The sequence below is a fragment of the Streptomyces sp. NPDC005752 genome (assembly GCF_040630715.1).
Classification (GTDB): Bacteria; Actinomycetota; Actinomycetes; order Streptomycetales; family Streptomycetaceae; genus Streptomyces.
The window spans coordinates 49,475-68,510 of record NZ_JBEXYB010000022.1 but is presented as its reverse complement, the minus strand read 5'-3'; the positions used below and the strand labels follow the sequence as shown (position 1 = coordinate 68,510).

The 19,036-nt window shown below is 68.9% G+C and carries 20 protein-coding genes; 7 read left to right on the top strand and 13 right to left on the bottom strand.

Going from position 1 to position 19,036, the window contains the following annotated elements; all coding sequences use genetic code 11:
• Positions 1-423 carry a PLD nuclease N-terminal domain-containing protein gene (locus ABZ441_RS19660; RefSeq protein WP_358975498.1) on the top strand — a complete coding sequence of 141 codons (423 nt, stop codon included), beginning with the start codon at positions 1-3 and terminating at the stop codon, positions 421-423.
• A 24-nt stretch (positions 424-447) separates the two neighbouring features.
• Here the strand turns inward: ABZ441_RS19660 and ABZ441_RS19655 are convergent, their stop codons facing one another.
• A complete protein-coding gene (locus ABZ441_RS19655; RefSeq protein WP_358975495.1) occupies positions 448-888 on the bottom strand; it encodes a MarR family transcriptional regulator in 441 nt (146 codons plus the stop codon).
• A 176-nt stretch (positions 889-1,064) separates the two neighbouring features.
• On the opposite strand from ABZ441_RS19655, the gene ABZ441_RS19650 reads away from it, so the two are divergent.
• Both ABZ441_RS19650 and ABZ441_RS19645 read left to right on the top strand, forming a co-directional pair.
• Positions 1,065-1,760, top strand: coding sequence for a type 1 glutamine amidotransferase domain-containing protein (locus ABZ441_RS19650; protein WP_358975492.1), 696 nt, complete (start codon positions 1,065-1,067; stop codon positions 1,758-1,760).
• Positions 1,757-3,082 (top strand): aldehyde dehydrogenase family protein, encoded by a 1,326-nt coding sequence (locus ABZ441_RS19645; protein ID WP_358975489.1) that lies wholly within the window; start codon positions 1,757-1,759, stop codon positions 3,080-3,082. The genes ABZ441_RS19650 and ABZ441_RS19645 overlap by 4 nt, the downstream gene beginning before the upstream one ends.
• A 67-nt stretch (positions 3,083-3,149) precedes the next feature.
• On the opposite strand, the gene ccsB is transcribed toward ABZ441_RS19645, so the two are convergent.
• The 7 genes from ccsB to hemL all read right to left on the bottom strand — a co-directional run bounded on the left by ccsB (position 3,150) and on the right by hemL (position 10,792).
• A complete protein-coding gene (gene ccsB, locus ABZ441_RS19640) occupies positions 3,150-4,232 on the bottom strand; it encodes a c-type cytochrome biogenesis protein CcsB (protein WP_358975486.1) in 1,083 nt (360 codons plus the stop codon).
• A complete protein-coding gene (locus tag ABZ441_RS19635) occupies positions 4,229-5,923 on the bottom strand; it encodes a cytochrome c biogenesis protein ResB (protein WP_358975484.1) in 1,695 nt (564 codons plus the stop codon). The genes ccsB and ABZ441_RS19635 overlap by 4 nt, the downstream gene beginning before the upstream one ends.
• A 6-nt stretch (positions 5,924-5,929) precedes the next feature.
• A complete protein-coding gene (locus tag ABZ441_RS19630; RefSeq protein WP_358975481.1) occupies positions 5,930-6,694 on the bottom strand; it encodes a cytochrome c biogenesis protein CcdA in 765 nt (254 codons plus the stop codon).
• A 4-nt stretch (positions 6,695-6,698) separates the two neighbouring features.
• Positions 6,699-7,304 carry a TlpA disulfide reductase family protein gene (locus tag ABZ441_RS19625; protein ID WP_358975478.1) on the bottom strand — a complete coding sequence of 202 codons (606 nt, stop codon included), beginning with the start codon at positions 7,302-7,304 and terminating at the stop codon, positions 6,699-6,701.
• 67 nt (positions 7,305-7,371) lie between these two features.
• The gene (locus ABZ441_RS19620) at positions 7,372-8,625 is read right to left on the bottom strand and encodes a hypothetical protein (RefSeq protein ID WP_358975475.1); all 1,254 of its coding nucleotides are present in this window, start codon (positions 8,623-8,625) and stop codon (positions 7,372-7,374) included.
• A gap of 173 nt (positions 8,626-8,798) precedes the next feature.
• Positions 8,799-9,488 carry a histidine phosphatase family protein gene (locus tag ABZ441_RS19615; protein ID WP_205022541.1) on the bottom strand — a complete coding sequence of 230 codons (690 nt, stop codon included), beginning with the start codon at positions 9,486-9,488 and terminating at the stop codon, positions 8,799-8,801.
• Positions 9,485-10,792 carry a glutamate-1-semialdehyde 2,1-aminomutase gene (hemL, locus tag ABZ441_RS19610; protein ID WP_358975471.1) on the bottom strand — a complete coding sequence of 436 codons (1,308 nt, stop codon included), beginning with the start codon at positions 10,790-10,792 and terminating at the stop codon, positions 9,485-9,487. The genes ABZ441_RS19615 and hemL overlap by 4 nt, the downstream gene beginning before the upstream one ends.
• A 292-nt stretch (positions 10,793-11,084) precedes the next feature.
• Between hemL and ABZ441_RS19605 the strand changes: the two genes are divergently transcribed.
• Positions 11,085-11,669, top strand: a complete 585-nt coding sequence (locus tag ABZ441_RS19605; protein ID WP_358975468.1) for a hypothetical protein — start codon at positions 11,085-11,087, stop codon at positions 11,667-11,669.
• Positions 11,670-12,014: 345 nt separating this feature from the next.
• Here the strand turns inward: ABZ441_RS19605 and ABZ441_RS19600 are convergent, their stop codons facing one another.
• The 5 genes from ABZ441_RS19600 to ABZ441_RS19580 all read right to left on the bottom strand — a co-directional run bounded on the left by ABZ441_RS19600 (position 12,015) and on the right by ABZ441_RS19580 (position 17,550).
• Positions 12,015-12,548, bottom strand: a complete 534-nt coding sequence (locus tag ABZ441_RS19600; protein ID WP_358975465.1) for a hypothetical protein — start codon at positions 12,546-12,548, stop codon at positions 12,015-12,017.
• 97 nt (positions 12,549-12,645) lie between these two features.
• Positions 12,646-14,628, bottom strand: a complete 1,983-nt coding sequence (locus ABZ441_RS19595; protein ID WP_358975459.1) for a hypothetical protein — start codon at positions 14,626-14,628, stop codon at positions 12,646-12,648.
• Positions 14,625-15,782 (bottom strand): 5'-methylthioadenosine/S-adenosylhomocysteine nucleosidase, encoded by a 1,158-nt coding sequence (locus tag ABZ441_RS19590; protein ID WP_358975454.1) that lies wholly within the window; start codon positions 15,780-15,782, stop codon positions 14,625-14,627. Before ABZ441_RS19590 ends, ABZ441_RS19595 begins: the two co-directional genes overlap by 4 nt.
• The gene (locus ABZ441_RS19585; RefSeq protein WP_358975451.1) at positions 15,783-16,526 is read right to left on the bottom strand and encodes an NUDIX domain-containing protein; all 744 of its coding nucleotides are present in this window, start codon (positions 16,524-16,526) and stop codon (positions 15,783-15,785) included.
• A 670-nt stretch (positions 16,527-17,196) separates the two neighbouring features.
• Positions 17,197-17,550 (bottom strand): hypothetical protein, encoded by a 354-nt coding sequence (locus ABZ441_RS19580; RefSeq protein ID WP_358975449.1) that lies wholly within the window; start codon positions 17,548-17,550, stop codon positions 17,197-17,199.
• Between the two features lie 118 nt (positions 17,551-17,668).
• On the opposite strand from ABZ441_RS19580, the gene ABZ441_RS19575 reads away from it, so the two are divergent.
• From ABZ441_RS19575 to ABZ441_RS19565, 3 genes are all read left to right on the top strand, one after another.
• Positions 17,669-18,022 (top strand): STAS domain-containing protein, encoded by a 354-nt coding sequence (locus ABZ441_RS19575; RefSeq protein WP_358975446.1) that lies wholly within the window; start codon positions 17,669-17,671, stop codon positions 18,020-18,022.
• Positions 18,023-18,107: 85 nt separating this feature from the next.
• On the top strand, positions 18,108-18,575 hold the full coding sequence (locus ABZ441_RS19570; RefSeq protein WP_358975443.1) for an ATP-binding protein: 468 nt from the start codon (positions 18,108-18,110) through the stop codon (positions 18,573-18,575).
• An 89-nt stretch (positions 18,576-18,664) separates the two neighbouring features.
• Complete coding sequence (locus ABZ441_RS19565; RefSeq protein ID WP_358975440.1) at positions 18,665-19,036, top strand: STAS domain-containing protein; 372 nt, start codon at positions 18,665-18,667, stop codon at positions 19,034-19,036.

Here is a 19,036-nt window from a genome sequence, read left to right as displayed (position 1 = left end):
ATGCTCAGGGCCCTGATCTTTCTTCTGCCGCTGGCGCTGACGATCTTCGCGTTCATCGACTGTCTGAACACTCCGGAGGACGAGGCCAAGCACCTGCCGAAGGTGGCCTGGGTCTTCATCATCCTGCTGTTCTGGATCGTCGGACCGGTCGTCTGGCTCGCCGCGGGCAAGGTGCGCAACGCGCCGGACGGCGGCCGCACCCCCTCGGAGTGGCACCGCGGGCGCCGCACCACGTGGGTGGCACCCGACGACAATCCGGACTTCCTCAAGTCGCTGAAGGACGAGAGCGAGAAGGACGGGACGAAGAAGGACGAGTCGCTCCTCAAGGACTGGGAGGCAGACCTGCGCCGCCGTGAGGACGAGATCAAGCGTCGCGAGAGCGGTACCGGTCCCGACGACCAGGCCCCGCCCGCGGCTTCCTGACGCCCTCCTCATGACGTCGTGACGTCATGAGGACAGCAGGCGCCCCAGCCGGTCGAGCAGGGGCAGCAGGGCCGTGCGCTCCTCGGGCGTGAGGGCCTCCAGGGCGCCGTGCACCACACGCATCTCGGAGCGGATGCGATGCGCCAGCTCGGTGCCCTCCGTCGTGCGGGAGGCCACCTTGGAGCGGCGGTCGCCGGGGGCCGGGGTGCGCGTCACCAGGCCGCGGGTCTCCATGCGGCCGATGAGGCCGGTGGCGTTGGAGGCGTCGCACACCAGATGACTGGCCAGCGCGCTCATGGGCATGGGTTCGTTGAGGGCGATCAGCGCCCGGGCCTGCGAGGTGCTGAGGCCGTGGCGGCCGGCGACGGCCGTGAGGTCGTCGTGGTGACCGCGGACGACGACCGCGAGGGGTTCCAGCAGTTCGTCCGGCGTAGGGACGGCGCGGGGTGCCGGTTCCTTCGTCATGGTCGGTCATCCTTCGTTCGGTACGCGCGGTCCGGAGGCCCGGACGCTGTCCGCCACACACCCGCATTCATTTGACATGCTCAACTTTAACCCGTTACATGAACAGTGTTGCTTGAGCATATCAAGCTTCATGTTCACGCGTCTCACGTCTCGCGTCTCGTAGGGAGCACCCCGTCATGCCCTCCGTACTCTTCGTCCTCACCGGTGCCGACCACTGGACCCTCAACGACGGCACCGCCCACCCGACCGGCTTCTGGGCCGAGGAGCTCGCCGCCCCGCACCGCGTCTTCGCGCAGGCCGGCTTCGACATCACGATCGCCACGCCCGGCGGCGTCGCCCCCACCGTGGACAGCGCCAGCCTCGCCGCCGAGGCCAACGGCGGCCAGGAGCAGGCCGACGCCGTCGCCTCCTACCTCGCCTCGATCGACGAGACGCTGCGCATCCCGGCCCGGCTGGAGGACGTCGTGCCCACGTCGTACGACGTCGTCTTCTATCCCGGCGGCCACGGCCCCATGGAGGACCTGGCCGTCAGCGAGGTGTCCGGCCGGCTGCTCACCTCCGCCCTGGACTCCGGCACCCAGGTCGCCGTCCTGTGCCACGCGCCCGCCGCGCTGCTTCCCGCCCGCCGGGAGGACGGCAGCTGGCCGTTCGCCGGCTACCGCATGACCGGCTTCAGCAACGCCGAGGAGACCCAGGCCGGACTCGCGGCCAAGGCCCCCTGGCTGCTGGAGAACCGCCTCGTCGAGCTCGGCGCCGACTACACGGCCGCCGACCCGTGGTCGGTGCACACCGTGCACGACCGCAACCTGCACACCGGTCAGAACCCGGCCTCCTCGGAGCAGCTGGCCCGCGAGATCCTGGAAGCACTGTGAGCGCCGCCGAGACCGCGCGGGAAGCCCCGGCCGACGTCGTCGCCAGGCTCCGCGCCACCTTCCGTACCGGCCGCACCAGGGACCTCGCCTGGCGGACCGCTCAGCTGACGCGGCTGCGCGCCCTGCTCACCGAACGCGGCGACGAGCTGGCCGACGCTCTCCGGGCCGACCTGGGCAAGAGCCGCAAGGAGGCCTACCGGACCGAGATCGACTTCACGGTCCGCGAGATCGACCACACCCTGGAGCGTCTGGAGGCGTGGCTCGAGCCCGAGCCCGCCCCCGTACCGGCCGTCCTCGCCGGGGCCACCGCCCACACCGTGCAGGACCCGCTCGGGGTCGTCCTCGTCATCGCCCCGTGGAACTACCCGGTGCAGCTGCTGCTCGCCCCCGTCGTGGGCGCGCTGGCCGGGGGCAACGCGGTCGTCGCCAAGCCGAGCGAGCTGGCGCCCGTGACCTCCGCCACCGTGGCCCGGCTGCTGCCGGAGTACCTGGACACGGATGCCGTCGCCGTCGTGGAGGGTGCGGTCCCTGAGACCACCGCCCTGCTCGCCGAGCGCTTCGACCACATCTTCTACACCGGCAACGGCACGGTCGGCCGGATCGTGATGGCCGCCGCGGCGAAGCACCTCACACCGGTGACCCTCGAACTGGGCGGCAAGTCACCCGCGTTCGTGGACCGGGACACGGACCTGGAGACGGTGGCCGCCCGGCTGGCCTCAGGGAAGTTCCTCAACGCGGGCCAGACGTGCGTCGCCCCCGACTACGTCCTGACCGACCCGGAGACCGCACGAGCCCTGGAGGACGCCCTCGCGACGGCGGTCGAGGGGCTGTTCGGGAACGACGCGTCCACCAGCCCGGAGTACGGCCGGATCGTGAACGAGCGCCACTTCGACCGGCTGGTCGGCCTCCTGGACTCGGGCCGTACGGTGACGGGCGGCGCCCACGACCGGGATCAGAAGTACATCGCTCCGACCGTGCTCGCCGACGTCGACCCGGACTCCCCCGTGATGCGGGAGGAGATCTTCGGCCCGGTCCTGCCGATCATCACCGTGGACGGGGTCGACGGGGCCATCGGCTTCATCAACGACCGCGACAAGCCGCTGGCGCTGTACGCGTTCACCGGCGACCCCTCCGTGCGCGAACGGCTGCTGACGGGGACCTCGTCCGGCGGGGTCGGCATGGGTCTGCCCCTCGCCCATCTGACCGTCTCGGACCTGCCGTTCGGCGGGGTCGGCGAGAGCGGCATGGGCAACTACCACGGCCGGTACTCCCTGGAGACGTTCAGCCACCGCAAGGCGGTCCTGGACGTCCCGCTCGGCTGACCGCGCGTACGACGGGAGGGCGCGACCACGGATGGTCGCGCCCTCCCGTCGTGTGCGGGTGCGGCGGTCAGACTCCCGCGTAGGAGTGCTTGCCGGTGACGAAGATGTTCACGCCGTAGTAGTTGAACAGCCAGCAGCCGAAGGCGACCAGGGCCAGGTAGGCGGCCTTGCGGCCCTTCCAGCCGGCCGTCGCGCGGGCGTGCAGGTAGGCGGCGTACGCGACCCACGTGATGAAGGACCAGACCTCCTTGGGGTCCCAGCCCCAGTAGCGGCCCCAGGCGTCGCCCGCCCAGATCGCGCCCGCGATGATCGTGAAGGTCCAGAGCGGGAAGACGGCCGCGTTGATGCGGTAGGAGAAGGTGTCCAGGGTCTTCGCGGCCGGCAGCCGCTCCATGACGGAGGTCGCGAACTTCCCGGGTGTGCCCCCGCTCGCGATCTTGTTCTCGTAGCTGTCACGGAACAGGTAGAGCAGCGTGCCGACGGCGCCCAGGTAGAAGACGGCGCCGCAGATGATGGCGGTGGAGACGTGGATCCACAGCCAGTAGGAGTGCAGCGCCGGGACCAGCTGGTCGCTGTCGGTGTACAGCGTGGTGGTCGCGATGCCGAGGTCCAGCAGGACGGTGGTGACCAGCAGCAGGCCGATCCAGCGGACGTTCTTCCTGAGAGCCAGGAGGGTCAGGTAGGCACCGACCGCCACGGTGGAGAAGGTGATCGAGAACTCGTACATGTTGCCCCACGGGGCACGCTGCACCGACAGGGCGCGCGCGACGACTCCGCCCGCCTGGACGGCGAAGGCGACGACGGTCAGGGAGACCGCGATGCGCCCCCACAGGTCACCCTTGAAGGTGCCGCCGGCCGCGCCGGGGCCGTCCGGGACGTCCCGGGTACCCGCGGCGGAACGGGTGACGATCTTCGGGCGTTCCAGCACCGTGGTGCCGCCCGCCTGCGCGGCCTTCACCGTCACCGGCGAACCCCCGGTGGACGAGTCCCCCTTCAGCGCGGCTGCCGTGCGGCCGACCTTGCTGCGGCTGCCGAACACCCACTCCGCGATGTGCGCGAAGAAGGCCAGGGTGTAGACGGCCATCGACGAGTAGATCAGCGTGTTGCTGATGTTCGCCAGATTCTCGTTGGTTGCGGCGGCGAGATTCACTTCTCAGCCCCTTCGGCAGGTTCTTCGGAGGGTTCTTCAGGCTCGGGTTCGGGGTCGGGCGCGGTCGGCGCCACGGTGTTGAGGGCGACCGCGAGGCCGGCCAGCTCCTCGGGAAGCTTCGCGGACTCGCTGCGGCCGAGGCCCGCCATCTCGACGACGGTGACTCCGTCCGGCCCCCGTACGGCCCGCACCCACACCCGGCGGCGCTGGATGAAGAGCGAGCCGGCGAGCCCGATGATGGCGGCGACGGCGCCGGTGAGGGCCCAACCGCTGGCGGGCTGGCGCGAGATCTGGAAGCTGGCCCATTCGTCGACGCTCTCGAAGGTGACCGAGCCCGCGCCGTCGGGGAGCTTCATGGTCTCGCCGGGGCGCAGCCGCTTCTTCAGCTTGTCCCCGTTGCTGTCCTTGAATTCCTTCATCTTGGACGTGTCGAGCTGGTAGACGTTCTGCGGCAGCCCCGAGTCGACGCCGAGGCTGCCGTAGTAGCCGTTGAGCGCGAGCACCGGGTAGTCGAGGCCGGGGTACTGCGAGAACATCGTGCCCTGGCCGTCGCCGGCGAACGTCGGGACGAAGAAGGCCTGGAACCCCAGCTGGGTCTTCTTGCCGTTCTTGTCCTTGTAGCCGTCCATCACCTTGATCGCACCGGTCGAGGTGACGTTGTTGTCGATGGGCAGCAGGGGTACGGCGGTCCTGTAGACCTCCTTGCCCTTGCCGTCCTTCACCGAGATGACCGGGGCGTAGCCGTGCGCGTTGAGGTAGACCTTCGTGCCGTCGACGGCGAGCGGCTTGTTGACCTCGATGACCTTCTTCTTCGTCTCGCCGTCCGCGCCCTCGGCGTACGTCACCCTGGCCTCGTAGGTCCGGGGCGTACCGCGCTGGGGGCCGCTGCGCTCGTACGTACCGACGAAGTCCTGGAGGTCGAAGCTGAAGGGGGCGAGGTCGTCGTTGTCGAAGAGCGAGCCGGACTTGAAGTCGTCGTACTGGGTGATCGTGTTGGCGAATCCGTCGCCCTCGACGATGAGCTTGCCGCCCTCGGACTTGAAGAGCTGCCCGCCGGCGAACGCGACGAGCATGACGATCAGCGCGATGTGGAACAGCAGGTTCCCGGTCTCGCGCAGATAGCCCTTCTCGGCGGCGACCGCGTCACCCGCGGTGTGCGAGCGGAAGCGCCGCTTGCGCAGGATGGTGAGCGCGGCCTCGTGGACCTGCTCGGGTGCGGCGTCGGTGCGCCAGGTGGTGTATGCGGGCAGGCGGGTCAGCTTCTTCGGTGCGCCGGGCGGACGGCCGCGCAGCTGGCCCACGAACTGCGCGGTGCGCGGGACGATGCAGCCGATCAGCGAGACGAACAGCAGGATGTAGATCGCGGAGAACCACACCGAGCTGTAGACGTCGAAGAACTGCAGCTTCTCGTAGACCGGCGTGACCGTGGTGTGGGCCTCCTTGAAGGTCTGCACCTTCAGTTCGTCCACGCTGTTCTGCGGGATCAGCGAGCCGGGGATGGCGCCGAGGGACAGCATGAAGAGCAGGATCAGCGCGACCCGCATCGAGGTGAGCTGCCGCCAGAACCAGCGGGTCCAGCCGATGACGCCCATCGCGGGCACGGATGCCGCGGACTCCTCGCGCGGGGCGGTGGAGAGCTGTTCCCCGGCCTGGCCGAGGTCGCGCTCGTCCGTGGTGTTCGTGTTGCTCATGAAAACTCAGATCCCCACAGTGAAGCCGTCGGACCAGACTCGCATCTCCTGCATGAGCGCGTCCCAGGCGCCCGTCAGCAGGAGCACTCCGGTCACGATCATCATGCCGCCGCCGATCCTCATGACCCATGCGTAGTGGCGCTTGACCCAGCCGAACGCACCGAGTGCCTTGCGGAAGGCGACGGCCGCCAGGACGAACGGGACACCGAGCCCGACGCAGTAGGCCACGGAGAGCACCGCTCCGCGGCCCGCGGTCCCCTGGTCCACCGCGAGCATGCTGACGGCGGAGAGCGTGGGGCCGAGGCACGGCGTCCAGCCGATCCCGAAGAGCGCACCGAGAAGGGGCGCGCCGGCCAGTCCGGTCACCGGGCGCTTGTGGATACGGAATTCGCGCTGGGTCATCCAGGGCATCAGGCCCATGAAGAAGACGCCCATCAGGATCATCAGTACGCCGAGGACCTTCGAAAGCGTCCCGCTGTAGTCCTGGAGGGTCTGGCCGAAGTAGCCGAAGAGGGCCCCGCCGGAGACGAAGACGGCGGTGAAGCCGAGCACGAAGAGGGAGGCGCCCGCCACGGTTCTGCCGCGCCGGCCCTGGGCCAGGTCGGTGCCGCTGACACCGGTGACGTAGCTCAGGTATCCCGGCACGAGCGGCAGGACGCACGGCGAGAAGAACGAGACGAGACCGCCGAGCAGGGCGATGGGCAGAGCCACCAGCAGCGCACCGTTGAAGACGGTGTCGTTGAATCCGGTTGCCGCGGCCAGCTGGAGCACGGCGTCACTTCTCCGCGATCAGCGGGTCGATCATCTTCCGCAGCTTCTCCGCGTCGAGGGCGGCGAGCGTACGGGCGGCGAGCTTCCCGTCCCGGTCGACGACCACGGTCGACGGGATGGCCTGGGGGTTCAGCGTGCCCTTCGGGAAACGCAGGAGCAGCTTCCCGGTCGGGTCGTAGATGCTCGGGTAGGTGACCCCGAAGTCCTCCTCGAAGCTGACCGCGAGGGACTTCTTGGGGTCTCGGGTGTTGACGCCGACGAACTGGACGCCTTCGTCCTCGGTCTCCTTCGAGACCTTCTGGAAGTGCTTGGCCTCGGCACGGCAGGGGCCGCACCACGATCCCCAGAAGTTCAGGACGACGACCTTGCCCTTGTAGTCGGCGATGTCGAGGGGCGTGCCGTCCAGCGTCGCCCCGTCGAGCTTCGGCGCGTCGGTGCGTTCGCCCTTGGCGACGGTGGAGATCCCCCCGCTGCCGGTGACGAAGTTCGTGTTGCCGCCGCCACCCGCCTGGCCGCCGTCACCACTGCATGCGGACAGGGTCAGGGCACCGGCCACGGCAGTGGCGGCGAGCAGGGTGGAGCGGCGTCGGGGTGCACTGCCAGAGCTCATGTGAAAAGTTTCGCATGGCAGTTCCAGGGATCTTGGGCACCCCCCTCGGTGCCCGTAAAGACCCTTGTCAAGCCTGTTTAAAGAAGGTGTTCCAGCCGCCCTCGGGTGCCTGGCCGACCTGAAGCGTACGGAGCTTCGCGAGTACCGCCGGGTCCTGTGCGTCGAGCCAGTCGACGAACTGCCGGAAGGAGACGAGGCGCACATCCGGCTTGCCCGCGATGTGTTTGAGCGTGTCCTGAACGGCGTCCATGTAGATGCCGCCGTTCCACTCCTCGAAGTGGTTGCCGATGTAGAAGGGCGCGCGATTCGTCTCGTAGGCGCGGTCGAATCCGGCGACATAGGCCCCGGTGGCCTGGGTGCGCCATCCCGGATAGCGCGAGGGCATGCCGTTGGTCGAATTCATCGACTGGTTGGCGAGGATGTTGTAGTCCATGGAGAGGACTTCGAACGTGTGGCCGGGGAAGGGGATGCCCTGCAGCGGAAGGTCCCAGACACCCTGGCGCTTCCCGGGCCACACCTGGGTGCCGCCGGGCGAGCTCGCGTCGTAGCGCCAGCCCAGCTGCTTCGCGGTGGGCAGCAGATTGTCCTGTCCGAGCAGACAGGGCGTGCGGCCCCCGACCAGTTCCTTCCGGTAGTCGAAGGGCAGCGGGTCGATGTCCTCCCAGCCGCTGTTCGTGCGCCATTCGGTGACGAACGACACGGCCTGGTCGATCTCGCTCTGCCATTGCGCGGGCGTCCAGTCGCCGACCGATCCGGAACCGCCGCAGAAGTGCCCGTTGAAATGGGTGCCGATCTCGTGCCCGTCGAGCCAGGCCTGACGGACGTACTTCAGGGTCTGCTTGACGTGGTCGTCGGAGAGATAGCCGATGTCGGAGGCGCCCCGGGGGTTGTTGGGGGGCCGGTAGAGGGACTTCTTCGACTCGGGCAGCACGTAGAGCCCGGAGAGGAAGAAGGTCATCGCCGCGTCGTGTTCCTCGGCGAGTTCGAGAAAGCGCGGAAAGAGCCCGTTGCCGACCTCGCCCGCCCCGTCCCAGGAGAAGATCACGAACTGCGGCGGCGTCTGGCCGGGTTCCAGCCGGACCGGAGCGGCGGGCTGATTCGGCTGCTTTCCGGTGTCCGCGGTGGAACCGTCGCCGATCAGCCTGACGTGTTTCCCGGAGGAGCCGCCGCTGCCGTGCGTCCCCTTGCCGCCTTTGCCGCCCTTCTCGGGCTCCGGCCCACCGCCGTCCGATGACCCGAGGGAGCCGCAGCCGGTCATCGTGAGTGCGGCTGCGGCTCCGAGTCCGGCCCCGAGGAGGCCCCTTCGGTTCATTTCACGCATAGCGTCCCCATCTGCGGTCGTATTACCTCATTGCCATACAAACTGGCGATGGCTTAGATGAGGAAACCAACACGGGGGTTCCGCCGATAATCACAAAAGTTGTTACGTGAGCAGACCCTTACAGGTGCTGCACATGACATACAGAAGGGTGGGGGCGAGGGCCCGGCGAACCCTCAGGCTCCGAACGCCTTGGACTTCCCCTTGACCGGCTTCGCACCCGCGAGCAGATGCGCCGGCACCAGATCCCGGGCGGGCTCGGTGTACCCGACGGACACGATCTTGTCCCCCTGGTACGTGAAGCTCGTGAGCGAGGCCAGGGTGCACTGCCGCTTGCGCGGGTCGTGCCAGAGCCGGCGCCGCTCCACGAAGCTCCGCACGATCCAGATCGGCAGCTGATGACTGACGCAGACCGCCTCGTGGCCGCGCGCGGCGTCACGCGCGGCGTCCAGGGCGCCCATCATCCGTACGACCTGGTCGACGTACGGCTCCCCCCAGGACGGCTTGAAGGGGTTGGTGAGGTGCTTCCAGTTCTCGGGCTTGCGCAGGGCGCCGTCGCCGACGCCGAACGTCTTGCCCTCGAAGACGTTGGCCGCCTCGATGAGACGCTCGTCGGTGGCCAGCTCCACGCTGTGCGACTTGGCGACGGGCATGGCCGTCTCCTGGGCCCGCTCCAGCGGGGAGGCCACGACGTGCGTGATGTCGCGCGCCTCCAGGTGCTCGGCGACCCGGTCCGCCATCCGGCGGCCGAGCTCCGACAGGCTGTAACCGGGGCGGCGCCCGTAGAGGACGCCGTCCGGGTTGTGCACCTCACCGTGTCGCATCAGGTGGACGACGGTGATGTCCTTCTCCGTACGCGCGCTCATGCCGTGGCCTCCGATGCGGCGCGGGCGGCGGCGGGCAGCGCCGCTGCGATCCGCTCCAGTGCCCGCGCGTCGTGGGCGGTCGAGACGAACCAGGACTCGAAGGCGGAAGGCGGCAGGTACACGCCCTGCTCCAGCATCGAGTGGAAGAACGCGGTGAAGCGGAAAGCTTCCTGCTTCTTCGCGTCCTCGTAGTTCCGGACGGGTCCCTCGGTGAAGAAGACGGAGAACATGTTGCTCGCCGCCGACACCGTGTGCGCGACGCCCTCCTTGGTGAACGCCTCGCCGACCAGGGAGCGCAGCTCCGCGGAGACCGCGTCGACCTTCGCGTACGCCGCGTCGTCGAGCAGCCGCAGCTGGGCGAGGCCCGCCGCGGTGGCGACCGGGTTCCCGGAGAGGGTGCCCGCCTGGTAGACGGGACCGGCGGGAGCCAGGTGCGCCATCACGTCGGCACGGCCGCCGAAGGCCGCCGCCGGGAAGCCGCCGCCCATGACCTTGCCGAAGGTCATCAGGTCGGGCCGCACCCCGTCGATGCCGTACCAGCCGGCCTTGGACGTACGGAAGCCGGTCATCACCTCGTCGGAGATGTACAGCGCGCCGTCGGCCGCGCAGATCTCCTTCAGCCCCGCGTTGAAGCCGTCCAGCGGGGGCACGACGCCCATGTTGCCCGGCGACGCCTCGGTGATCACACAGGCGATCTCACCCGGCTGTGCCGCGAAGGCGGCCCGCACGGCATCGAGGTCGTTGTACGGCAGCACGATCGTGTCGCCCGCCTGGGCGCCGGTCACGCCGGGCGTGTCGGGCAGGCCGAAGGTGGCGACGCCGGATCCGGCGGCGGCCAGCAGGGCGTCGACGTGGCCGTGGTAGCACCCGGCGAACTTCACGACCTTGGCGCGCCCGGTGAAGCCACGGGCGAGCCGGATCGCGGACATGGTCGCCTCGGTGCCGGACGACACCAGCCGCACCTGCTCCACGGGCTCGATCCTGGCCACGATCTCCTCGCCGAGCGCGACCTCGCCCTCGCCGGGCGTACCGAACGAGGTACCCCGGGCCACCGCGTCCTGGACGGCGGCGATGACTTCGGGGTGCGCGTGGCCGAGGATCATCGGCCCCCACGAACACACGAGGTCGACGTACTCACGGCCGTCGGCGTCGGTGAGGTACGGGCCCGTGCCGGACACCATGAACCGGGGCGTACCGCCCACGGCCCGGAAGGCACGCACGGGTGAGTTCACTCCGCCGGGCGTCACGAGGGACGCACGGTCGAAAAGCGTCTGCGAAACTGGGGCTTCGTATGAATACGCCACTTTGGTCCTGATCTGCGATTCGGTATTCGGGGGGCCCGGCCGGTGATCCCGGCCGCCGGTGAGCGGGGAGCGCGCTCTCCCCGTATGAGGCTCGTACAACGAAAGGGCGTCAGTCTCCTCGCGTCTGCGAAACTGGGGCGTCATGGGGAAAGCTCACACATGCCATGGTGTCAGAGGCGTCGGCCGTCTCGCGGACAGGTGTTTCGCCGCACGCCCGTGGGGGAGGTCACTGACGATGATCGGGTTGCGCGGCGGGGCTGAGTCTCCTAAGAAGTAGTCGGGTGGATGAGATATGCATCGCGGTGGCGGAGTGGGCGAAGGGACCGACGACCTGGGGCCCGAGCCTGACCGGCGAGGGCGGCACCGGCGCAAGGCCGAGCGCGTACGGAATGCTCGGGCGGAAGGTGCCGATGGTTCGGGGAGCAGGAGCAGTGGACGGGTGGGGGTGACCTACAAGTACTTCGGTGCCCCTGACGGGGCCACCGCCGCACGTGTGCCCATTTCGATGCGTCCCGAGGAACTGGGCGGCGACGAGCTGGGCATGGGCGGCATGTTCAGCAAGATCAAGCCCGAGACGGTGGCGGCCATGGTCCTCACCGGCATACAGGGCATACCCCTGAACAAGGTCCCTCCGCTGGAGCTGGTCGTGCTCCACCCCGACTACGCGGTGGTCAAGCTGCCGATGACGGTGGTGGACCCGCTGCGGGAGGTCGGCGAGGAGTCGGTCGGCGCGGCGGCCTTCATCTGGTCCACCGTCCCGGACCGCGGGGGGCCGCGCGACGCGTTCAACGTCTACCAGTTGCTGCACGAGTGGCAGGACTTCTCCCACCGGCTGCACGACGCGGGACACCAGGCCTACTGCCTGGTGTGGCCCTGATAGGCGTGGGCGTGTCGGAGGGCGGGCATGCCGTCGTCCGGCGCCGCTTTCGCCCTGGTCCTCGAACAACGGCCTGCTGAGCCGGCAGGGGAACCGACCGGGTCCTGCCGCCCATCGACGGGGCGAAGGCGCGCTCGATGCCTATCAGCCGTACCTGGCGGTTGGCGTGGATCGCCCACCGTTCGCGGTGTGGCCCTTCGGGTCACGCAGCCGCGCCGTCCCGGCCGGCGGCAGCCGGTGTGCGGTCCGGGCTGCACGGCAGGCAGCCCGGCGCCGCGCAGGCCGCTGCTCGGCCCTGCCGGTCGGGACGGCGAATCGAACGCGTGAAGCGGGGCGGCGGAGCCACTATCGCTCCGCGTAGCGCAGGAACTGCCGGCCCAGTACCGCCAGGGCGAGTATCTGTGCGAGGGAGACGGTCACGAGGAGTGGCGGGACGTCGGGAGAGCACAAGAACGCCGTCACGCAGATCATCGGCAAGGCCACGTACGTGAACAGATCCACTGCGGTCTGCAGTCGCTTGCGCATGGTGCGGCTCGCGTCGTCACGGTGGTAGGTCTCCCAGCCGAACACCGCGCCGGGGGCGCCGCTGAGCTCGGCGAGCCGTGGTCCCAGCCGGTCGCGGATGTAGCAGCCGACCGCCGAGATCTTCTCGTCGTTGACCAGATAGGTCCAGCCCAGGACCAGGCAGATCACGGGGACGGCGAGCAGCAGTTGAGCCTGCCCGCTCTGGACGGCGATCGCCAGGGCCCCGGTGGAGGCGGCGAGCGTGAAGTAGAGCAGGTTGTCACGGAATCCTATTCGGGTTTTCTGCTCCTCCTTGATGCGGTCGTACTCGGCCAGCAGCAGTCTGCTTTCGGTGACGTCTTCTGTAGCGGCCACGACCAACCATTCCTGAGTTCGGGTTCCGGTGGGCTGACGAGTGGGCGGGCAGGGACCGGCGCTGCGGAGTCCTGCCCGCCCGGAAGGCCCGAAGGACTCAGTCGGCAGGACGGAAGGACGGAAGGTTGTTGGGGTTGTTCCGTTCGATCCATCCCTTGCCGTCCGCCGCGATCCCTTCCAGGAGGCGGAAGGTGTGGATGAAACCGGCCGAGTTGAGGTTGATCTCGGCGATTTCCTGAGCGTTTTCGTCCGGTGCCAGTTGATGGGTGTCGGCGTCCTTGACACGGATGTTCCTGGCCGGCCCGTTGGTGAGGACGAGCTCCAGGTCGTAGCCGACATGGGTGCGTTCCGTGACCTGCACCGAGGACAACGCGTCGAACCGGTAGTTGCTTCGCTGCTCGTTCCCGCGTCGTGCGTCGGCGAATTCGAACTCCGTGCTGATTTCACGAACGCCGTCCTGTGTGACCAGGAACAGACGGAAGCTGTAGCGCGAGTACCGCCAGGGCCCGCCCTTCACACGCCCCCGCTTATAAGGGCGCGCGGGGGTCGTCAGGATGGTGTGGGTGATGAGGTCACGCCAGGTCAGCTGGTAGTGGCGGAGCGCTTCGTCGACGAACAGCGTCTTGTCACAGGTGAGCCAGGTCTCCATTTCGAGCTCAGTGGGTCGCGTGGTGTCCAGGAACGACTTCCAGTTCTGATACGCGGTCTGCCGCGCGGTCAGCCGCTCTTGGTACTCCTGGGTCTCCTCGGCCAGCCGGTGCTCTTCGCCCCGGGCCTCCAGCCAGAAGGACGCGGCTGCGCGTCCGGACCAGACCGCACCGGCCACGGCCAGGACGGCCAGCAGCAGCTGCGACGCGCCGGCACCTGAGGCCACTGTTCCGAGCAGGGCCAGAGTCGTGATGCCGAGAACGATGAGGGCGGACACGCACAGCGTCTTCGCCACCGCCGCCGTCTGCTTCTGTTGGCGGCCGAACAGAGTGCCCTGGTTGTGGCGGTCCCGGGCATCCTCCGCCAGGTAGCGGATCAGCCAGTTGACCCGGTCCACACTGATCCGGCTCTCCCGGTAGAGAAAGGCGATCTCCGCGACGAGGCTGTTGCGGAGGTGAGCGGTATGACCGAACCATTCGTGCGGGGCGCATCCGTGGGGCACACGGGTACTGAAGTAGTGGTCGAACGAATGACGGACGCGGTTGGTGAATCCGTCCCCGGCGAAGGCGGGATCGCGCGTGTGCGGGATGTGGGACTCACGGTTCCCGGCCTTCAGCTGACGTTCCTGGTAGAACCACCGGCGGCCGAAGTGAGCCGCGGTCAGGCCCGCACCGAGCCCCACCAGCAACTCGAGGACTGCCGCAGCCGGATCCGCGACCAGCGCCAGGATCCAGAGGAGCGCGGTGACGACGACGAACAGGCCGGCTCGGAGAGGGAAGGCCGCCTGAGCGGCAGCGGCGGTGCTCGGACTCGGCGGCACGGCCCGCGGCCCGATGGGGTCGGGTTCGAAATAGGCCCAGACGCGTTGGACCCGGTCGTTGCCGAAGCGAGCCGTCTCGGCCCGCTCGCGGTTCTCTGCCCACAGGCTGTCCTTCAGCCCTCCGGTGAGTACGAGGTCCAGGTGATGGAGGATGGCGTCCCGCCGGAGAGGTGAGAGGGCTCGCAGCCGCTCCAGTACCCGGCCTGTTTCGCCGTCCGCGGTGCTGAGCATCGCCAGCAGTTCGAAAGCGACGCGCAGGGCGTCCTTCCACTCTCCCTCGGCGTAGGTCCGTACGAGCCCGGAGGCATGGTGCAGTCGCTGGATCTCTTCGGTGCTGAGGTCGTGGTAGGCGCGTGCGCTGAGCATGGCGAGCACCCAGTGGAAACGAACCTCCGCGTTGTCGTGTCCGTGCGCGATCGCGTCACTGATCATGTCCCGGGCACGACTGGGGATTCCGTCTTCCAGGAACCGCACGCCGACCTTGTACTTCTCCTGAGGCGATGCGTCCGGCTGGACGAAGTACACGTTGGAGTTGTGTACGGTCTCGGCCTGGATACCGACGGTGGAGCCGTCCGCGGCCGAATTGTGCGTGCCGTTGCTGCCACCGTTCATGACAAGCCACCCGCCGCAACCACCAGGGGTGCCAGCCTTGCCACCAGCTCGGGGAGCTCTGCGATCAGACCGCGTAACCTCTTCAGTGCCATCGTCGCCTTCCTGGACGATCCGGCAGTGTTCTCCCTTGCCGCCCGGCGGGCACAGTCCAGCTCGGCCAGTGCCTCGGGGTAGGTGTCGTCGTCGAGGGCACCCTCCGCGTGGTGACGCTGCAGGCGCTCACGTAAACCGTCCAGTTCCGCGACCAGGTCTGCCGGACCGGTCACCTTCGGGTCCGCGTTCAGGTGGACGCTGCTCTCCTTGACCGAGCCGGCCATGATGCCGACGGTGCTGTTGTGGGCGGTGTTGGTGACGTGCTTTTCGAGCCTGTCGGCCGTATCGGCCCTGTCCTGGGACATTGCGATCTGCTCCTGTTCTCCCACCAGTTCCACGGCCAGCCGTGCGGCGAACGCCGCCGCGTTCGCTGCGGCCCGTGGTTGCCAGTTGCGGTCCTCCGCGCTGCTCTTCGTCCCGTCCGCTCGGTCGCTGATTCCCCGGATGACGGCTACCGGCGCCCCGTTGAGATGACCGGCCTGCGCCACACCGGCGGCCTCCATCTCGATCGCGAGCGCGTCGTTGTAGTGCTGGCGGATCCACCGCGCCTCGGCCGAGATCTTCGAGTTCTGAACGACCTCGCCGGCGGCGATCGCACCGAAGCGCACCTGCGGCGCGCGCCCGTCCGGCGTGTCGTCGGCCCAGTCGTTCACGCGGGCCAGATGCGAGCCCAGCTGGCTGATACCGTGCGCCGCCTCCCACACCCGGGGACGGGCCTTGAGCCCGTCGTCCTCGCTGGTACCGCCGTGGTAGGCGTACACGTGCGTCGCCATCACCACGTCGCCCAGCCTGGCGGTGTCCCACAGGGCACCGGCGACGCCTACGAACAGGACGGCCACCGGTGAGAACTCCTGTATGGCCCGCTCGGCGATCACTGCGGCGGAATGATTCCCCTTGTTCGTCAGGCCGAGCGCGACACGGCACGAAGTGCCCTGCACGGTTCCGACTTCGAACAGCGTCCCCCGCTCATGGCGGTGCACCTGCGGACCGGTCAGTTTCCGGCGCACGGCCTGGTACTCGAGATTGAGGGCGGTGAGAATCACCACCAGGTCTTTCGGCATCTATTCGTCTCCCTTCCTCATGTCCTCTTCCGTCGTGGACGGCACAGGCCGGATCAGCGGTGGGAACAACACCGTCTTCGGATCGGCCCGGTACAGCCGCGCGGGCCGTCCGCCCGTGTTTCTACGCCCCGAGCCGGCAGGAGTGATGAATCCCTTTATGGCCTGGACTTTCCGGTAGAAATTACGGATGTCGAGCTCGGTTCCCCAAACCGCCTCGTACACCTTTTGCAACTCAGCTATCGTGAAGAGTTCTCCGCAGAATGCCGTGGCCAGCGCCGAGAATTCGATTTTGGTGCGCGCGCGTTCGACTCCGTCCGTCACGATCCGGCGGTGGTCGAAGGCCAGTTGCACCTCACCGGTCAGGACGGCTTCCGCCGGAACCCACGCGGCATCCATGGCATCCGTTCCCGCGACCGGCTCGGGGAGCCCCGGCGCGATCGCCAGGTGCGCCACGGATACGACTCGCCCCCGCGGATCTCGGCCTGCCGCACCGTAGGTGGACAACTGCTCGAGATGCACCCATCCGGCGACCAGAGCGGTTTCCTCACTCAGCTCACGGTGGGCGGCGTCCAGGATCTCCTCACCATCGTGATTGAGGAATCCGCCGGGCAGAGCCGGCATGCCCTTGAAAGGATCTTCACCCCGCTCCACGAGCAGGACGCACAGCTGTTCCTCACGCAGCGTCAGGATCACAAGATCGACCGTCAGCAGCACAGGCGTGGGTTGCCACGCATCAACTTGCATGCCAATGACGGTACTTCAGTTACTGTCACTTCAACAAGAAGGCCGACACGACGACTGTGGTGCTGTATGCGGAGGCGCTTCGACCAACAACCGGGCGTCTGCCCCCTCAGCCAGGCTCGGGCCGGCCGTGGGCTGCTGGTCCTCCAGTGGTCTCATCTCGTCCGTCAGTGACCGGAGTTGGGGGGAGGCATGCCGGGCTCGGTGAGTCGCGTGGCTGTCGTGGAAGCTGCGCGGGCGCTCCGGACGGAATCTCCGCTGCGGCACTTGGGGGAAAGCCGGCGCTGGAGGCTCGGTGCCTCCGCCAGGTCGTGTCGGCCGCTCCGGCGTCCCGGTCCGTGAGCGAGCGCCCAGGGCACACGAGCCCGGAAAGCGGCGTCGACTCGCGAGAACAGCGGACGGAGGCCCCCGGCTCAGCGCCCGCTCCCGCGCGAGGCGCCCGTTCAGCGCCCCGCCGCCTCCCACCGCTCCGGAAGGGGCGAACCCCTCCCACCGGCCACACGACAAGGGCCACACCATGCGCACCGCATGGTGTGGCCCTGATCCGGGACTCCAGCGGCCGACCGGCCCCCGCGGAGACCGGCCCGCGGGCTCCGGGCGTGGCGGTGCCCTCGACGTGGCGGGGCTCGGGGCGTCCTTGGCCGGACGGGACCCGACCGGCGTCCGACGGGACTCAGTGGTAGCTGAAATCACCCACGGTCCAGGCGTCCACGTCCTCGATCGCGACTCGGTACATCCCTCCCGTCTCGGGGATGCCCACCGTGCCCTGAAGGATGCGCGCGACGTGGAAGTGCAGATGCGTGGGCGGCCCGTCCCTCCCCGCGCGCCGCGCGAAGACGGCGGAGAACGCACCCAGGTGGTCCGAGTCGTCCAGGACCTCCGAGACTCGTCGGCTCCACACCGCTTCGGGAGCCAGCCGGCCGGTGATGACGGCTCCGCCGGTGACCACCGTGAGGGACATCTGATTGCTGCGCCCGGACTCCACCAGTGCGGCGAGGTCAACGAGCAGCTCGTCAGGCTTCGACATGGGAGCGGATTCTATGCACGCCCTCGACGGCGCCCCCGTCCGGGACACCCGGACCGTCCCCCGCGCACCGACGGGAGGGGCCGGTACCTCCGCCGGAGCGGTGTAGGAAGATACAGCCATGACGGGAGATGATCTGAGGGTGGTCGTCGAGACCGCGCACGACGGAGTCGTACTGATCCGGGTGCGTGGCAACCTTGACGCGTGGTCCAGCTCCAAGGAACTGGTCGGCGCGCTGACGGGGGCGGCCAGGGGTGGCGGACGCCGCACGGTGGTGGACCTCTCGGGGGTGGAGTTCGCCGACTCGGCGGGGCTGCACGCACTGCTGCACGGCCGTCGGAAGCACGGCGATGCCGGGATGCCCCTGGTGCTCGCGGGGCCGATGACAGCGACCCTGCACCGGCTCTTCGAGGTCACGGGCACGCTCGACGCCTTCGAGATCGCGGACTCCGTGGACTCGGCGTTCACCTGGTGACCGGCGGCGCCCACCGCCGACCGCTCCCGGGCGGATGGTGTGACCTACGGCTCACCGGGCAGTCGGCGAGGTCATGAACGGGGAGATGAGACATCCGGTGGACGGCGCGATTCCGGGCAACGGTCCGGGAGACCCCGCCAGAAGCGCTGAACCGTCGTACACGGCGGGCGGGACGGGCCTCGCACCCCGGAACGCGGCAGCGGCCCGCGAGGCCGTCACGCACCTCCTGGCCTCATGGCCGTCCGGGCCGGCAGCAAAGGGACTGGCGGAGGTCGTCGTCGCCGACGCACTCCTGGTCACCTCCGAGCTGGTGACCAACGCCTTCCGGCACGGGGGCGGTCTCACCGGCTTCACGGCCGAACTCACCGGAGAAGGTCTGCTGCTGGCCGTGGCCGACGCCAGCACGGACGCACCCGTCACGTCCCCGCACCCACCGCGGACGGCCCACGTCGGAGGCTACGGATGGCCGTTGGTGTGCCGTCTGGCCGAGCGGGTGTCCATCACGTTCCACCCCGGCGGCAAGCGCATCACCGCTCTGATCGCTCTGACCTGAGCACCGGCGGAGAGCCACGGCACAGGGGCGCCCCGGCAGCGCCCACCGTTCCGCCCGCCGGGCCCGGCACACACGGCATAATCTGCGGCATGTCCAGTTCGCCTCCGCCACCGCCGCTTCCCGGATCCCTGCCGGCACCGGCCCCCGTGGCGGCCGAATTCGAGAGCCACGGCTGCTGGGTCGTCCGGGCGCGGGGCGACCTCGACAGCGACACCGTCGACCCGCTGTTCCTCGCCATGTGGGAGGCCGCGGCCAGTCACGAGGTCGTCGTCCTGGACGCCGCCGACGTCACGTTCGCGGACTCCTCTTTCCTGAGCCTGCTCATCCAGGTGCACCAGCAGACGAAACTGCGCATAGCCGCTCCGGGAACGGCCATGCGGCGTCTGCTCACCACGGCGGGCGTCGACCACCTGCTGGACTGTTACGGCACTCTCGACGAGGCCCTGGCCGCGCCCCGCTGA

What these genes read in the sequence shown, in the direction of transcription:
- ABZ441_RS19660 (WP_358975498.1), top strand. Translation starts at nt 1, where the DNA reads ATGCTCAGGGCCCTGATCTTTCTTCTGCCGCTGGCGCTGACGATCTTC.
- ABZ441_RS19655 (WP_358975495.1), bottom strand. Translation starts at nt 888, where the DNA reads ATGACGAAGGAACCGGCACCCCGCGCCGTCCCTACGCCGGACGAACTG.
- ABZ441_RS19650 (WP_358975492.1), top strand. Translation starts at nt 1,065, where the DNA reads ATGCCCTCCGTACTCTTCGTCCTCACCGGTGCCGACCACTGGACCCTC.
- ABZ441_RS19635 (WP_358975484.1), bottom strand. Translation starts at nt 5,923, where the DNA reads ATGAGCAACACGAACACCACGGACGAGCGCGACCTCGGCCAGGCCGGG.
- ABZ441_RS19625 (WP_358975478.1), bottom strand. Translation starts at nt 7,304, where the DNA reads ATGAGCTCTGGCAGTGCACCCCGACGCCGCTCCACCCTGCTCGCCGCC.
- ABZ441_RS19620 (WP_358975475.1), bottom strand. Translation starts at nt 8,625, where the DNA reads ATGCGTGAAATGAACCGAAGGGGCCTCCTCGGGGCCGGACTCGGAGCC.
- ABZ441_RS19615 (WP_205022541.1), bottom strand. Translation starts at nt 9,488, where the DNA reads ATGAGCGCGCGTACGGAGAAGGACATCACCGTCGTCCACCTGATGCGA.
- ABZ441_RS19605 (WP_358975468.1), top strand. Translation starts at nt 11,085, where the DNA reads ATGCATCGCGGTGGCGGAGTGGGCGAAGGGACCGACGACCTGGGGCCC.
- ABZ441_RS19595 (WP_358975459.1), bottom strand. Translation starts at nt 14,628, where the DNA reads ATGAACGGTGGCAGCAACGGCACGCACAATTCGGCCGCGGACGGCTCC.
- ABZ441_RS19590 (WP_358975454.1), bottom strand. Translation starts at nt 15,782, where the DNA reads ATGCCGAAAGACCTGGTGGTGATTCTCACCGCCCTCAATCTCGAGTAC.
- ABZ441_RS19585 (WP_358975451.1), bottom strand. Translation starts at nt 16,526, where the DNA reads ATGCAAGTTGATGCGTGGCAACCCACGCCTGTGCTGCTGACGGTCGAT.
- ABZ441_RS19580 (WP_358975449.1), bottom strand. Translation starts at nt 17,550, where the DNA reads ATGTCGAAGCCTGACGAGCTGCTCGTTGACCTCGCCGCACTGGTGGAG.
- ABZ441_RS19575 (WP_358975446.1), top strand. Translation starts at nt 17,669, where the DNA reads ATGACGGGAGATGATCTGAGGGTGGTCGTCGAGACCGCGCACGACGGA.
- ABZ441_RS19570 (WP_358975443.1), top strand. Translation starts at nt 18,108, where the DNA reads ATGAGACATCCGGTGGACGGCGCGATTCCGGGCAACGGTCCGGGAGAC.
- ABZ441_RS19565 (WP_358975440.1), top strand. Translation starts at nt 18,665, where the DNA reads ATGTCCAGTTCGCCTCCGCCACCGCCGCTTCCCGGATCCCTGCCGGCA.